A 14,041-nucleotide genomic window follows, 5' to 3' on the forward strand; every position below is an offset into this window, starting at 1 on the left:
CCGATCAATCCCACTGCGGCGCAATGCCGTTGGGACTGGTCAGACGCTGGCCGCGATCCAGCGAGGCGATCAGCGCCATGTCGACATCGCTCAGCGTCAGGGCGGTGGCACTGAGGTTGCTTTGCAGATTGGCGCGTCTGGTCGATGACGGAATCACCGCGTAACCCGATTGCATCGCCCAGGCGAGGGTGACTTGCGCGGCCGTGGCGTACAGGCGTTCGGCGATCTGCTGAATCAGCGGATCCTTTAACACTTCGCCGTAAGCGAGGGTCATGTACGAAGTGATGTGGATGCCTTGGCTCTGGGCGAATTCGACCACTTTGCGGTTTTGCAGGTACGGGTGCAGCTCGATCTGGTGGGTGGCGATGTTGTCGGCGCCGACCACGGCAATCGCCTGTTTCATCAAGTCGATGGTGAAGTTGGAAATACCGATCTGCCGGGTCAGGCCCAGGTGTTTGGCTTCCAGTAACGCGCCCATGAATTCTTCGACTGGCACCTGATTTGCCGGCGACGGCCAGTGGATCAGCGTCATGTCGAGGTAATCGGTTTGCAGTTTTTGCAGGCTCTCTTTGAGGCTGTCGATCAAGCGATCCCTGGCGAAATTGGCCACCCAGATCTTGCTGGTGATGAACAGTTCTTCGCGCGGGATACCACTGGCGGCGATCGCCGCGCCGACGTCGGCTTCGTTTTCGTAGATCTGTGCGGTGTCGATGACCCGGTAGCCGAGCTCAAGGGCGGTGCTCACCGAATCGATGACAACCTGGCCTTGCAGGCGAAACGTACCCAGACCGAAAGCGGGGACAGACATGAAGGACTCCAGGGTTGCAGTGGGAATGGGCAGGAGTATCCGCGTCTGTTTCCGTGAGAAAAACCGTTGGTGGGGCAAAGCACCTTTGATCTCAGGTCAAGAATCTTCCTACAGGGTTTTGCCAGCGTTAATTGTTCTCCATATAGAACGATGAGGCTGATTTTTGCCGTCTAGTGCATTGATCGTCATGGATTTAAGATCAATTCATTGCGTCACTCATCAATTTGGAGCTCTCCATGAAAAACATCATCGGTATCTACACCAGCCCACGCGGCCATTGGGTCGGCGATGGGTTTCCGGTGCGCACACTGTTTTCCTACGACAACCTGGGCAAGCACATCAGCCCATTCCTTTTGCTTGATCACGCCGGGCCTGCCGAATTCACCCCGACCACTGAACGGCGCGGTGTGGGTCAGCATCCACACCGGGGTTTTGAAACCGTCACGATTGTCTATGACGGCGAAGTGCAACACCGTGATTCCACGGGCAGTGGCGGCACCATCGGTCCGGGCGATGTGCAGTGGATGACCGCGGCTTCCGGGATCCTGCACGAAGAGTTTCATTCGGAAAACTTCGCCAGAACCGGCGGCAAACTGGAAATGGTCCAGTTGTGGGTCAACCTGCCGGCCAAGTACAAAATGGCTGCGCCGGGTTACCAGACGATTGTCGACGGCGATATTCCGAGCATTGCGCTCAAGGACAATGCCGGCCATCTGCGCCTGATTGCCGGTGAGTTCGATGGTCAGAAAGGTCCTTCGCGCACCTTCACGCCAATCGACGTGTGGGATCTGCGCCTGAATGCCGGCAAGTGGCTGACACTGGATCTGCACGAAGGTCGCAATACCGCGCTGGTAGTGTTGAAAGGGACGGTGCAGATCAACGGTGATGAAGTCGCGCGTGAGGGGCAGTTGGCACTGTTTGAACGCGATGGCCAGCAACTGACCCTCGAAGCGAACCAGGATGCGGTGGTGCTGCTGCTCAGCGGTGAGCCGATTGACGAACCGATCGTCGGCCACGGCCCGTTCGTGATGAACACCGAGCAGGAAATCCATCAGGCCTTCGCCGACTTCCAGTCCGGGCGCTTTGGCCGGATGCATGCCTGACACTAACCCCTGTAGGAGCTGCCGCAGGCTGCGATCTTTAAAAATATCGCAGCCTGCGGCAGCTCCTATGTATGGACTCGCCCCCACTGTCTACCCGTTTTTTGAAAACTGTCGCCCCGTTGCATCTATGTATTAGGCCTATTCGTGGAAGCCGTCTTCGGCCTCTGGCCAAAATTGGAAGAGCTCGTGGCATGCCGATTACAGTCAGGCCTCGAAGGCCAGTAGGAGCTTAGGCATCAATCCACGCCGGTCTTACCTGGGGTCAATTTTTTTCAGCAAAGGGTCGGACAGTCAGTACCTCGGTGGCAGAACTCGGTCGCTCAGTGGCTTATCGTCGCTTACTGACCATTACCAGCATGACGACGATAAGACTGGTCATTCTGTAGAAGCACCCAGACGATTCGTAGGTTGCGGTTGGCTAACCTGATCGCAGCCTCCTTACGGCCCAGTCGGCTCATCCACCGCAACAAGCGGCGGTCATCGGGTTGCAGGGAATCAGGTCGCAGTTGTTGCAGGACCGAATGGGCTCCCTGGATCATCAAGCTGCGTAAATAAACATCACCTCGCTTGGTCATGTCGCCCAGCCGGACCGTCTGCCCGCTGCTGTGCTGGTCAGGCACCATGCCAAAGTACGCGGCAAACTTGCGGGCATTGGGAAACCGCTCAGGGTTGGTTTCCTTGGCCACCAGTGCCGTGGCAATGACTGGGCCAATGCCGCGCACGGTCATCAGTCGCCTCGCTGTCATGTCGGCGTTAGCGGCCACTTCCAGGCGGCCCGTCAACACGCCGATGCGCTCGCCCAAATGGCGCCACTCAGCCAACAGTTCGTCGATCAATTCACGCAGCAGGCCAGGCAGTGGCTGGGTCGCATCTTCCAGTACCCGCGGAATCTTCTGACTGATCGCAACATCGCCCTGCGCCAAGGCCACGCCGTGCTCGAGCAGCAGGCCGCGCATCTGATTGCTGACCGCCGTGCGTCGACGCACATAGCCCTGACGGGCGCGATGCAGCGCTTGCATTGCCAGCGCAGCAACGCTTTTGACCGGTACCGCGCAGATTTTTTCATCGCGACCAGCGCGCAGAATCGCCAGCGCATCGTTGCGATCATTTTTAGGCCCACTGCGGTGTGTGGTCACCAAACCGGCTGGAAGAATCCGCGCCAGATTACCTTTGTCTTGCAACTGCCGGGCCCAGGCTTGAGCTCCCGGACCGGTCTCCATCAAAACCACGACATGAGGCGGCAGCTGTTGGAGAAACTCATAAAACGCCTCACGCGACTTGATCCGCTGTTCATAGCGCACCTGGCCGAGGACATCTTCACCAGCGACCTGAAAGACCTGTTTGGCCAGATCTACCGCCAAAGTTGTGCAGGCCGACAAATCGGAAGAAGACAGGGATTGATCATTCGAACTATGATTTTTCATGGACTCGCCCTCGCTGTCGATGGCTGTTTAGACTGCCACCGTGGCGCATTGACGCCTCGGCTTGGGCGAGTCCATCCAATTACATTAGGTTTTGTGGCGTTTTTTGGCGGGTGTTCGTTCTCTGAAATCAATTGCTCCTACACTGTCCCAATCTGTGCGATCTTCTCGCGATTGGCCTTCGTCGGAGTTGTTTGATGCTGTCTGTGCTGACCGAACACCCGCTGTTTTGCGCGTTGATCCTGATCCTGCTCGATCTGGGGCTGTGGCGCCTGATCAGTTCCCGTGGCAGTGAGTGGAAACTGTTGGTGCGAGTGCTGATATTCACCTTGTTCAGCATTGTGCTGTTCAACGAAGGTCTCAACCCGATGGAGCCCGCGCCGTGGGCCGACAACGTACCGCTGCACCTGGCAGCGACCGGGTTGCAGATTGGCTGGTGGCTGTTCGGCGCACGCACCCTGACGGTGTTGATCGGCGCAGTGATGATGCAGCGGGTCGGGCACACCGGGCGGTTGTTGCAGGACTTGCTCGGCGCGGTGATTTTCTTGATCGCGATCATTGCGGCACTGGCCTACGTGCTCGATCTGCCGGTCAAAGGCGTGCTGGCGACGTCGGGCGCCTTGGCGATCATCGTCGGTCTGGCGCTGCAGAGCACGTTGAGCGACGTGTTTTCCGGAATCGTCCTCAACACCACCAAACCCTATCAACTCGATGACTGGATCTCCATCGACGGCACCGAAGGCCGCGTCACCGACATCGACTGGCGCGCCACACGTCTGCAAACCAGTCAGGGCAGCATGGCGGTGATTCCCAATTCGCTGGCAGCCAAGGCCAAGATCATCAACTTCAGTCGACCGAGCAATATGTTCGGCGTGTCGGTGACGGTGCAAGTCAGCCCGCATTCGCGGCCAAACTCAGTGATCGATGCGTTGGAACGCGCCATGCAGGGCTGTCGGCAATTGCTCGACACGCCGGCACCGAGCGTGGCGTTGAAAGCCTCTGGCAGTAGCGGTGTGGAGTACGAAATCAGTGGTTTCGTCGCATCCATGAGCGAGAAACGCGAGGTGCGCAATCAACTGTTCGATCTGGCGTATCGGCACTTGCAGGCATCCGGGGTCAATTTGCTGTCGAGTGTCGAACCCAATGCGACAAGCAATCTGTCCCGGCCACGTGCGTTACTCGACAGTTCGCCGATTTTCTCGACGCTGCGTCAGGAAGAGAAAGACACCTTCAGCCAGAACATGACCCTGCTAACCTTCCGTGCCGGCGAGCAGATTCTGGGGGCAGGGGAGGTCAGCGATCACCTGTTCATCATTGAGTCCGGCGTGGTCACGGTGACACTGACGCGCCATGGCACACCGTTCGAGTCCGGGCGCATGGGGCCGGGTGAAGTGATTGGCGAGGCCGGCATCCTGTCCGATTCGTCGGTGCCCGCCGCGTTTATCGCTAAGACCTTCTGTGGCTTGTACCGCATCGAAAAGACTTATCTGAAACCGTGCCTGGATGCCCGTCACGATATCAGCGATGCCATGAAAACCTTGCTTGATTACCGGCTGCATAAAGCCCAGGCCCTGACTCAGGACGAGCCGGCGGTCGTGCCGAAAAAAGGCTTTTTGCAGTGGTTGCGCAATCGCGCCTGCGTGATCCGGCGTTACTCGTAGCTGGCGAGTTTCCGTTCCAGGTGCAGGCGCACTTGCGGACACTCATCGTCGATGATGCTGAAACGCACCGAGTTGCGCTTGCGCCCGTCCGGCATGATCCGTTCGTGGCGCACGGTGCCTTCCTGCTGCGCACCGAGGCGCAGGATCGCGCTGCGTGATTTCTGGTTGTTCTCGTCGGTGGTGGCGAGCGCCTGTTACGCCGCGGTGAACCGATCCGATGCAACCAGTGCGGTGGCCGCAGGGTCACTATTTTTATTCCTGACGGCAGGAGCCCGGACGATGAAAAACCTGCGGATTGCTACCTTCAACGTCAATGGCCTGCGTGCGCGGCTACCCAATCTGCTTGATTGGCTCAAGCGCGAGCAACCGGACATCGTTTGCCTGCAAGAGCTGAAATCGCTCGACAGCGCGTTTCCCGCTACCGAACTGGAAGCCGCCGGTTACGGCGCAATCTGGCACGGTCAGGCCGCCTGGAACGGAGTGGCGATTCTCGCCCGCGATGCGCAACCGCTGGAGAGCCGGCGCGGCTTGCCGGGGGATCCTGATGACAAGCACAGTCGGTATCTGGAAGCCGCGGTGCATGGCGTGCTGGTCGGTTGCCTTTACTTGCCCAACGGCAACCCGCAGCCGGGGCCGAAGTTCGATTACAAACTGGCCTGGTTCGAGCGGCTGATCAATTACGCGAAGGATCTGCAAAGCAGCGATCACCCGGTGGTGCTGGCCGGTGACTACAACGTCGTGCCGACGGACATGGACATCTACAACACCCGCTCATGGCTCAAGGACGCCTTGCTGCAACCCGAAAGCCGCGAGTGTTATCAGCGACTGCTGGATCAAGGCTGGACCGATTCGCTGCGGCAGCTGTACCCGGACGATCGCCTCTACACCTTTTGGGATTATTTCCGCCAACACTGGCAAAGCAACTCCGGCCTGCGCATCGACCATCTGCTGCTCAACCCGGCGCTGAGTCCTTATCTGCACGAGGCCGGTGTAGACGCCTGGGTGCGTAACGAGCCGCATGCGAGCGACCATGCGCCGACGTGGATTCGCATCGGTTCACGCAAGAAACGCTAGAGGCGATTGGTGAAATCAATTGTTGAAGACAGTGCCCGATCCCTTATACATGGCGACCATCAACGCAGTGACCTGCGGCCCATGCATAAGGATTGAGCAATGAGCGAGCCACGCCTGACGAATCTGAAGCTGTACCTGCAACGCTTGGGTTTTGAAGCACCACCGGCGCCGACGCTGGACACCTTGCGTCAATTACAGTTGCGCCACACTGGCGCCTTCCCTTTCGAAAATCTCGCGACGATTACCGGTGCACCGGTACTGATCGATCTGCCCTCGATTGAACAGAAAGTCCTGCACAGCAGCCGTGGCGGTTACTGCTACGAGCTCAATAATCTGTTTTTTAACCTGTTGCTTGAACTGGGTTTCGACGTTCGCGCGATCAGCGGGCGGGTGGTGATGAATCAGCCCGAAGGCACCTGGACCGCGCGCACGCATCGCCTGACTCTGGTGACCCTCGATGGCGAACGCTACATCACGGATGTCGGCTTCGGCGGCATGGTGCCGACTGCTCCGCTGATACTCGACACTGAGAACGAGCAAGCCACCCCGCACGAGCCTTATCGCATCGAAAAACAGGCTGATGGCTACATGCTGCGCGCCAACGTTGCCGGGGAATGGCGGTCGATGTACCTGTTCGATCTGCAGCGCCAGGAAGACATCGATTTCACCATCGGCAACTGGTACGTCTCGACTCATCCCGAGTCACCGTTCGCCAACCGGCTGATGGTCGCGCGCACGGGTGATGGCTGGCGCAAGACGTTGAACAACGGCAGCTTCGCCGTCCATCGCATGGGCGCCGATAGCGAACGGCGCGAAGTGACCGACGTTGATGAGCTGATTGAATTGCTGCAGCAGGAATTTGCTCTTCGCCTGCCCGAACAACCGCAACTGCGCCACGCGCTGGGGCGGATGATTGTCGCGCCTGAAGCCTAGGGCTTCGCCTCCGGCTCCAGTACCCGGCGAATCTCCCCGACGGCCGCCGACAGCTTTTTCTCAAGACTCTTGAGGTCGGCGGCGGTAATACCTTTCTTGAACTGCCCGCCGTGGTCAGACTCGGTCTGGCCCTGACTCTCTGCGCCATTGAGCAAGGCATGGCGAAGGGTGTTATTGATCACCGTCTGATAACCAAACCCTTCGTTCTCCGCCACGGTGCGCGCGGCCTCGATAACTGCATCGTCGAGCATGATGGTGATGCGGGTTTTGCCCTTGGTGGACACCACTGCGCCACGTTTGCCCTGAGAGAAGTCGTATTCGTCTTTCATCGGTCAAGCCTCCAGAAAATACTCGCAACGTTCGCTCGGTGTGGCGACACGCGCAGAAATGATTCGTATGACATTCGCTTCGCGGTAACTGTACGCAACCACCAGTAAACGTCCCTTGGCGTCGAGGCCGAGGGTGATCCAGCGTTGTTCGTCATGGTCGTTGTCTTCAATCGTCAGCGCTCGTTCGTCGTGAAAAACCGCTTCGGTCTCGGCGAGGCTCACGCCTCTGTGCTTGAGTTTGTTGACTGCGTTCTTGCTTTTGTCGTACTGAATGTCGAGTGACTTCATTATGCATACTTTATATGTATAAAAAAGAGCGCGACCACACCGTCGGTCGCCGTGAACACTTCAGCCTAGTGGGGGATGGTGGAGGGGCAGCGGGGCATGTGTTGCCGGATTTGTGGGGGATGCAAGCAGCGGGATAGAAGGTTGGGTGGCTACCTATCCATTATGTGACTGATAAGTTGTATACAACTCTATGGACATTTGTCACGAGTATTGAATACAGTGTGCGCATAACAAAAACCAGGGAACCCCCCCAACCATGAAAACGCCCCATGTTTCACACCAACGGCCCGAGGACGAAAATCTCGGGGTCGGCGCGAATATGGCTTACGGCCTGCAACATGTTCTGACCATGTATGGCGGTATCGTCGCGGTGCCTCTGATCATCGGCCAGGCGGCCGGGCTGTCGCCGGCGGACATCGGTTTGTTGATTGCTGCTTCATTGTTTGCGGGGGGGCTGGCGACGTTGCTGCAAACCCTGGGTCTGCCGTTTTTTGGCTGCCAGTTGCCGCTGGTGCAAGGCGTTTCTTTCTCCGGCGTGGCGACCATGGTGGCGATCGTCAGCAGTGGCGGGGAGGGCGGCTTCCAGTCGGTGCTTGGCGCGGTGATTGCGGCCTCGCTGATCGGGTTGTTGATTACCCCGGTATTCTCACGAATTACCAAGTTCTTCCCGCCATTGGTTACCGGCATCGTCATCACCACCATCGGCTTGACGCTGATGCCGGTGGCTGCACGCTGGGCCATGGGTGGCAACAGCCACGCGCCGGACTTCGGCAGCATGCAGAACATCGGTCTGGCGGCGGTCACGCTGGTGCTGGTGCTCCTGCTGAGCAAGGTCGGCAGCTCGACCATCTCACGCCTGTCGATCCTGCTGGCCATGGTGATCGGTACAGTGCTGGCGGTGTTCCTTGGCATGGCGGATTTCTCCAGCGTCACCACCGGCCCGATGTTCGGCTTCCCGACGCCGTTCCACTTCGGTATGCCGACCTTCCACTTCGCTGCAATCCTGTCGATGTGCATCGTGGTCATGGTAACGCTGGTGGAAACCTCGGCGGACATCCTCGCGGTCGGGGAAATCATCGGCACCAAGGTTGATTCCAAGCGTCTGGGCAACGGTCTGCGTGCGGACATGCTGTCGAGCATGTTTGCGCCGATCTTCGGTTCGTTCACCCAAAGTGCCTTTGCCCAGAACGTAGGGCTGGTGGCGGTGACCGGAATCAAGAGCCGTTTTGTGGTGGCCACTGGCGGTCTGTTCCTGGTGATTCTCGGCCTGCTGCCGTTCATGGGGCGGGTGATCGCGGCGGTGCCTACCTCGGTACTTGGCGGCGCCGGTATCGTGCTGTTCGGCACCGTGGCCGCGAGCGGTATCCGCACGCTGTCGAAGGTTGATTACCGCAACAACGTAAACCTGATCATCGTCGCCACCTCGATTGGGTTTGGCATGATCCCGATTGCCGCACCGAACTTCTACGATCACTTCCCGAGCTGGTTTGCGACCATTTTCCATTCGGGCATCAGCTCGTCGGCGATCATGGCGATCCTGCTCAACCTGGCGTTCAACCACTTCACCACCGGTAACTCGGACCAGCAATCGGTGTTTGCTGCGGCGGAAGAGCGGACCCTGCGTTATCGCGATCTGGCGGCGCTGCGTGAGGGCGACTACTTCAGCGACGGCAAACTGCATGACTGCGATGGCAAGGAAGTGCCGGTGATCGAGCCTGATGCGGATCACGACCATGGGCATGGTGTGTCAAAGGTGCAGACGAAAAGCAGCGAGCATGTCTGACCGTTGTGTCTGAATAGAAAAGGGCCGGTCAGCGGTTAGACTGATCGGCCCTTTTTATTGCGCATTTTTCGAGCGCCCACAAAAAAGCCCCTGAATCTTTCGATTCAGGGGCTTTGCTATTTGGCTCCACAACCTGGACTCGAACCAGGGACCCAATGATTAACAGTCATTTGCTCTACCAACTGAGCTATTGCGGAATTGGTGCGTATGTTACTGATTCAAAAAGAGAAGTCAAGCATCGATTGTGAAATTAAGTGATTCCTCGGAATAGACGGTGGTTTATCGGCAATTGACGGTTACCAGAACTGCAGTAGAGGTCTACCATGGCCGCCCGGAAGTGGTCACACGCGCTGCCGGCCATTCGCCGAAAAGGTACGCGCCATGAAACATTCTGCCCGTAACAACGAGGTGTTCGCATGAGCACCACGCAAATCAGCCTGCCTAAAGGGGTAGGGCCGCATGCCGAAAAACTCTTCGAGGCAATCACCCAGGCAAGCACTGCCGAAGAACTGAACCGCGCCGGCGGCAAGGCTGAAGGGTTTGTCCTCGGCCTGGAAAGCACCAAAGCGATCAAAAGCCAGGTCGCCGAATCGCTGTACGTCGTTTATGACGATGCGGCCGCTCAGCGCGCGACTGAACTGGCTTAACTGCCGAACGTAATGGTGCCGAGCATCAGTTTGGCGTAAGCCGCAGTGGCCGCCAGTTGTACCAGCCACAGCACCAGACCGCCAAGAAATACCCCGGCCGCGACTTGCAGCACCAGGCTTCTTTCACGTTTGGCCGGGGGGCGAGGGATGAAGTCATCCAGATCGTCACGGTCGGCGCGCAGGTTGTCGTTTTTCATGGGGAGTTCTCGCGAAAAATTCAGGTTGTCTCATAACCTGTGGGAGCGAGCCTGCTCGCGAATGCGCTGGGTCAGTCGCCATCATTGCTGGCAGACAAACCGTATTCGCGAGCAGGCTCGCTCCCACCATTCAGATTTGTGTGCAGTCTAGAGGGAATGCAACAGTTCTTCGGACAAATAAAAAACGGGAAGCCCAAAGGCTTCCCGTTTTTCGTCACGCTGCGAAATCAGATGACCTGAACAATCGCATCCGTGACAGCCTTGATGTTGCTCTGGTTCAGCGCAGCCACGCAGATGCGGCCGGTGTCGAGAGCGTAGATGCCAAACTCGTTGCGCAGGCGGTGAACCTGTTCGGTGGTCAGGCCGGAGTAGGAGAACATGCCGCGCTGGCGACCAACGAAGCTGAAATCGCGCTGCGGGGCTTTTTCGGCCAGCAGGGCAACCATCTGCTCACGCATGCCGCGAATGCGCAGACGCATTTCCGCCAGTTCGGCTTCCCACTGAGCGCGCAGTTCCGGGCTGTTCAGCACAGCGGCGACGATGCTTGCACCGTGGGTCGGCGGGTTGGAGTAGTTGGTGCGGATCACGCGTTTGACTTGCGACAGCACGCGCGCGCTTTCTTCTTTCGATTCGCTGATGATCGATAGGGCGCCAACACGCTCGCCGTACAGCGAGAACGACTTGGAGAACGAGCTCGACACGAAGAAGGTCAGGCCGGATTCAGCAAACAGACGCACAGCGGCGGCGTCTTCATCGATGCCATCACCGAAACCCTGGTAAGCCATGTCGAGGAACGGTACGTGCCCCTTGGCCTTGACCACTTGCAGCACGTTGTTCCAGTCCGCCGGGCTCAGGTCGACGCCGGTCGGGTTATGGCAGCAGGCGTGCAGCACAACGATCGAGCCGTTCGGCAGGGCGTTGAGGTCGTCGAGCAGGCCGGCACGGTTCACATCGTGAGTGGCGGCGTCGTAGTAGCGGTAGTTCTGCACCGGGAAACCGGCGGTTTCGAACAGCGCGCGGTGGTTTTCCCAGCTCGGGTCGCTGATCGCCACAACAGCGTTCGGCAGCAGTTGCTTGAGGAAGTCGGCACCGATTTTCAGTGCGCCGGTCCCGCCGACGGCCTGAGTGGTGATGACGCGACCGGCGCTGATCAGCGGCGAGTCATTGCCGAACAGCAGCTTTTGCACCGCCTGGTCGTAGGCGGCGATGCCATCGATCGGCAGGTAACCGCGCGAAGCGTGTTGAGCAGCGCGAACGGTTTCGGCTTCGATCACGGCGCGCAGAAGTGGAATTCGCCCCTCTTCGTTGCAGTAAACACCTACACCCAGATTGACCTTGGTGGTCCGGGTATCGGCGTTGAATGCTTCGTTGAGGCCCAGGATTGGATCGCGGGGTGCCATTTCGACAGCGGAGAACAGGCTCATTATTACGGCGGCTCTGAATGGGGAGTGGAGGGACGTGTCGCGCTCCAGCCGAATGCACTAGAGCGGTGCACAAACGGGGAGCTAGTATAGAGGCCATCAGCGAGCAATGGCGACAGTCGAATCGGCTTTTAGGGTAAGTTTTTCCGATTATTTCTCGACCGTTAGTCGATTGACTCTGTCAGAGTCTTTACCGGATGTAGGACGTTTGCCTTGAAAGCTGAGGCAATCGACACCACATTGAGCACAATCCAGGTTTTTTCTTGCGCGACATCGGTCGTTTGCGGTCGTCCCCGTGGTGTTCCGCTTTGCTCGGAATGCCGCGATCCCAGAGGTGTATATGTCCGAATTCCAGCTCGTCACCCGCTTCGAGCCCGCCGGCGATCAGCCGGAAGCCATCCGCCAACTGGTGGAGGGCATCGAAGCCGGGCTGGCGCACCAGACGCTGCTCGGTGTGACCGGCTCGGGCAAGACCTTCAGCATCGCCAATGTCATTTCGCAGATACAGCGTCCGACGCTGGTGCTGGCGCCGAACAAGACCCTGGCTGCGCAGTTGTATGGCGAATTCAAGGCGTTCTTCCCGAACAACGCCGTCGAATACTTCGTTTCCTACTACGACTACTACCAGCCTGAAGCCTATGTGCCGTCGTCCGACACCTTCATCGAGAAGGATGCGTCGATCAACGACCACATTGAGCAGATGCGGCTGTCGGCGACCAAAGCGCTGCTGGAACGCAAAGACGCGATCATCGTCACCACGGTGTCGTGCATCTACGGTCTGGGCAGCCCGGAAACCTATTTGAAGATGGTGTTGCACGTCGATCGCGGCGACAAACTCGATCAGCGCGCATTGCTGCGCCGTCTGGCCGACCTGCAATACACCCGCAACGACATGGATTTCGCCCGTGCCACGTTCCGCGTGCGTGGCGACGTGATCGACATCTATCCGGCGGAATCGGATCTGGAAGCGATCCGCATCGAACTGTTCGACGACGAGGTCGAGAGCATTTCGGCGTTTGACCCGCTGACTGGCGAAGTCATCCGCAAGATGCCGCGTTTCACCTTCTATCCGAAGAGCCACTATGTGACGCCGCGCGAAACCCTGCTTGGCGCCATCGAGGGTATCAAGGTCGAGTTGCAGGAGCGTCTCGAATACCTGCGCAGCAACAACAAACTGGTGGAAGCCCAGCGTCTGGAGCAGCGCACCCGATTCGACCTGGAGATGATCCTCGAGCTGGGCTACTGCAACGGCATCGAAAACTACTCGCGTTACCTCTCGGGTCGCGACTCCGGTCAGGCGCCGCCGACCTTGTTCGACTATCTTCCTGCCGATGCCTTGCTGGTGATCGACGAATCCCACGTCAGCGTGCCGCAGGTCGGCGCGATGTATAAAGGTGACCGCTCGCGTAAAGAAACCTTGGTGGAATACGGTTTTCGTCTGCCATCGGCGCTGGACAACCGGCCTATGCGTTTCGACGAATTTGAAGGCATCAGCCCGCAAACGATTTTTGTCTCGGCCACGCCGGGCAATTACGAGGCGGAACACGCCGGTCGCGTTGTCGAGCAACTGGTGCGTCCGACCGGTCTGGTGGACCCGCAAATCGAAATCCGTCCGGCGTTGACTCAGGTGGATGATTTGCTCTCGGAAATCACCAAGCGTGTGGCGCTGGAAGAACGCGTGTTGGTCACCACGCTGACCAAGCGCATGTCGGAGGATTTGACCGATTACCTCGCTGACCACGGCGTGCGCGTGCGCTATCTGCACTCGGACATCGACACCGTCGAGCGGGTCGAGATCATTCGTGACCTGCGTCTGGGTACTTTTGATGTGCTGGTCGGGATCAACCTGTTGCGCGAAGGTCTGGACATGCCGGAAGTGTCGCTGGTGGCGATTCTTGACGCGGACAAGGAAGGCTTCCTGCGTTCCGAGCGCTCGCTGATCCAGACCATCGGCCGGGCGGCGCGAAACCTCAATGGTCGGGCGATTCTGTACGCTGATCGCATGACCGGTTCTATGGAACGGGCGATTGGCGAGACCGAGCGGCGCCGTGACAAACAGATCGCCTTCAACCTCGAAAACGGTATTACCCCGAAAGGCGTGTTCAAGGATGTCGCCGATATCATGGAAGGCGCCACCGTGCCCGGCTCGCGCAGCAAGAAGCGCAAAGGCATGGCCAAGGCTGCCGAGGAAAACGCCAAATACGAAGCCGAATTGCGCTCGCCGAGCGAGATCACCAAGCGGATTCGAGCGCTGGAAGAGAAGATGTATCAGTTGGCGCGGGATCTGGAATTTGAAGCGGCGGCGCAGATGCGTGATGAGATTGCCAAGTTGCGTGAGCGGCTTTTGGCTGTTTGATTGTGCGGTGAATTATCCGG

13 protein-coding genes, 1 tRNA gene and 1 pseudogene are annotated in these 14,041 nt (G+C 58.5%); 7 read left to right on the forward strand and 8 right to left on the reverse strand.

Translation table 11 applies throughout. The features are described 5' to 3' along the window. Positions 1-4: 4 nt before the first annotated feature. Positions 5-808 (reverse strand): 2,5-didehydrogluconate reductase DkgB, encoded by an 804-nt coding sequence (dkgB, locus tag ATI02_RS03700; protein ID WP_100845467.1) that lies wholly within the window; start codon positions 806-808, stop codon positions 5-7. 236 nt (positions 809-1,044) lie between these two features. Between dkgB and ATI02_RS03705 the strand changes: the two genes are divergently transcribed. After that, complete coding sequence (locus tag ATI02_RS03705; RefSeq protein ID WP_095188333.1) at positions 1,045-1,911, forward strand: pirin family protein; 867 nt, start codon at positions 1,045-1,047, stop codon at positions 1,909-1,911. A gap of 338 nt (positions 1,912-2,249) precedes the next feature. Here the strand turns inward: ATI02_RS03705 and ATI02_RS03710 are convergent, their stop codons facing one another. After that, positions 2,250-3,290 carry an IS110 family RNA-guided transposase gene (locus ATI02_RS03710; protein ID WP_100848419.1) on the reverse strand — a complete coding sequence of 347 codons (1,041 nt, stop codon included), beginning with the start codon at positions 3,288-3,290 and terminating at the stop codon, positions 2,250-2,252. A 239-nt stretch (positions 3,291-3,529) separates the two neighbouring features. Between ATI02_RS03710 and ATI02_RS03715 the strand changes: the two genes are divergently transcribed. Then, positions 3,530-4,993: a mechanosensitive ion channel family protein gene (locus tag ATI02_RS03715; RefSeq protein ID WP_100845468.1), complete on the forward strand. Its 1,464-nt coding sequence runs from the start codon at positions 3,530-3,532 to the stop codon at positions 4,991-4,993. Here ATI02_RS03715 and ATI02_RS03720 read toward each other — a convergent pair. Next, positions 4,984-5,175 (reverse strand): annotated as a pseudogene (locus ATI02_RS03720) (GNAT family N-acetyltransferase); the annotation flags it as partial. The gene ATI02_RS03715 and the pseudogene ATI02_RS03720 overlap by 10 nt on opposite strands. 97 nt (positions 5,176-5,272) lie before the next feature. Between ATI02_RS03720 and xth the strand changes: the two are divergent. Beyond that, the gene (gene xth / locus ATI02_RS03725) at positions 5,273-6,067 is read left to right on the forward strand and encodes an exodeoxyribonuclease III (RefSeq protein ID WP_100845469.1); all 795 of its coding nucleotides are present in this window, start codon (positions 5,273-5,275) and stop codon (positions 6,065-6,067) included. A 99-nt stretch (positions 6,068-6,166) separates the two neighbouring features. Continuing rightward, positions 6,167-7,000, forward strand: coding sequence for an arylamine N-acetyltransferase family protein (locus ATI02_RS03730; RefSeq protein WP_100845470.1), 834 nt, complete (start codon positions 6,167-6,169; stop codon positions 6,998-7,000). On the opposite strand, the gene ATI02_RS03735 is transcribed toward ATI02_RS03730, so the two are convergent. Continuing rightward, positions 6,997-7,329 carry a BrnA antitoxin family protein gene (locus ATI02_RS03735; protein WP_100845471.1) on the reverse strand — a complete coding sequence of 111 codons (333 nt, stop codon included), beginning with the start codon at positions 7,327-7,329 and terminating at the stop codon, positions 6,997-6,999. The two genes, ATI02_RS03730 and ATI02_RS03735, sit on opposite strands and share 4 nt — an antisense overlap. A gap of 3 nt (positions 7,330-7,332) precedes the next feature. Further along, positions 7,333-7,617 (reverse strand): BrnT family toxin, encoded by a 285-nt coding sequence (locus ATI02_RS03740; RefSeq protein ID WP_100845472.1) that lies wholly within the window; start codon positions 7,615-7,617, stop codon positions 7,333-7,335. 256 nt (positions 7,618-7,873) lie between these two features. Here ATI02_RS03740 and ATI02_RS03745 point away from each other — a divergent pair, with 256 nt between their 5' ends. Next, the gene (locus tag ATI02_RS03745) at positions 7,874-9,400 is read left to right on the forward strand and encodes a nucleobase:cation symporter-2 family protein (RefSeq protein WP_100845473.1); all 1,527 of its coding nucleotides are present in this window, start codon (positions 7,874-7,876) and stop codon (positions 9,398-9,400) included. A gap of 121 nt (positions 9,401-9,521) precedes the next feature. On the opposite strand, the gene ATI02_RS03750 is transcribed toward ATI02_RS03745, so the two are convergent. Further along, a tRNA-Asn gene (locus ATI02_RS03750) sits at positions 9,522-9,597 on the reverse strand. Between the two features lie 219 nt (positions 9,598-9,816). On the opposite strand from ATI02_RS03750, the gene ATI02_RS03755 reads away from it, so the two are divergent. Then, on the forward strand, positions 9,817-10,047 hold the full coding sequence (locus ATI02_RS03755) for a hypothetical protein (RefSeq protein WP_095188340.1): 231 nt from the start codon (positions 9,817-9,819) through the stop codon (positions 10,045-10,047). Here the strand turns inward: ATI02_RS03755 and ATI02_RS03760 are convergent. Beyond that, on the reverse strand, positions 10,044-10,244 hold the full coding sequence (locus ATI02_RS03760; protein ID WP_095188341.1) for a hypothetical protein: 201 nt from the start codon (positions 10,242-10,244) through the stop codon (positions 10,044-10,046). The two genes, ATI02_RS03755 and ATI02_RS03760, sit on opposite strands and share 4 nt — an antisense overlap. 227 nt (positions 10,245-10,471) lie before the next feature. Further along, positions 10,472-11,668 carry an amino acid aminotransferase gene (locus ATI02_RS03770; protein WP_100845475.1) on the reverse strand — a complete coding sequence of 399 codons (1,197 nt, stop codon included), beginning with the start codon at positions 11,666-11,668 and terminating at the stop codon, positions 10,472-10,474. A 337-nt stretch (positions 11,669-12,005) separates the two neighbouring features. Between ATI02_RS03770 and uvrB the strand changes: the two genes are divergently transcribed. After that, the gene (gene uvrB / locus ATI02_RS03775) at positions 12,006-14,021 is read left to right on the forward strand and encodes an excinuclease ABC subunit UvrB (protein ID WP_095188343.1); all 2,016 of its coding nucleotides are present in this window, start codon (positions 12,006-12,008) and stop codon (positions 14,019-14,021) included. Positions 14,022-14,041: the final 20 nt, after the last annotated feature.

Source organism: Pseudomonas baetica, assembly GCF_002813455.1.
In the GTDB taxonomy this organism is placed as follows: Bacteria; Pseudomonadota; Gammaproteobacteria; order Pseudomonadales; family Pseudomonadaceae; genus Aquipseudomonas; species Aquipseudomonas baetica.

Coding starts and splice junctions, on each gene's coding strand:
- dkgB (WP_100845467.1), bottom strand. CDS start 808: ATGTCTGTCCCCGCTTTCGGTCTGGGTACGTTTCGCCTGCAAGGCCAG.
- ATI02_RS03705 (WP_095188333.1), top strand. CDS start 1,045: ATGAAAAACATCATCGGTATCTACACCAGCCCACGCGGCCATTGGGTC.
- ATI02_RS03715 (WP_100845468.1), top strand. CDS start 3,530: ATGCTGTCTGTGCTGACCGAACACCCGCTGTTTTGCGCGTTGATCCTG.
- xth (WP_100845469.1), top strand. CDS start 5,273: ATGAAAAACCTGCGGATTGCTACCTTCAACGTCAATGGCCTGCGTGCG.
- ATI02_RS03730 (WP_100845470.1), top strand. CDS start 6,167: ATGAGCGAGCCACGCCTGACGAATCTGAAGCTGTACCTGCAACGCTTG.
- ATI02_RS03735 (WP_100845471.1), bottom strand. CDS start 7,329: ATGAAAGACGAATACGACTTCTCTCAGGGCAAACGTGGCGCAGTGGTG.
- ATI02_RS03740 (WP_100845472.1), bottom strand. CDS start 7,617: ATGAAGTCACTCGACATTCAGTACGACAAAAGCAAGAACGCAGTCAAC.
- ATI02_RS03745 (WP_100845473.1), top strand. CDS start 7,874: ATGAAAACGCCCCATGTTTCACACCAACGGCCCGAGGACGAAAATCTC.
- ATI02_RS03755 (WP_095188340.1), top strand. CDS start 9,817: ATGAGCACCACGCAAATCAGCCTGCCTAAAGGGGTAGGGCCGCATGCC.
- ATI02_RS03760 (WP_095188341.1), bottom strand. CDS start 10,244: ATGAAAAACGACAACCTGCGCGCCGACCGTGACGATCTGGATGACTTC.
- ATI02_RS03770 (WP_100845475.1), bottom strand. CDS start 11,668: ATGAGCCTGTTCTCCGCTGTCGAAATGGCACCCCGCGATCCAATCCTG.
- uvrB (WP_095188343.1), top strand. CDS start 12,006: ATGTCCGAATTCCAGCTCGTCACCCGCTTCGAGCCCGCCGGCGATCAG.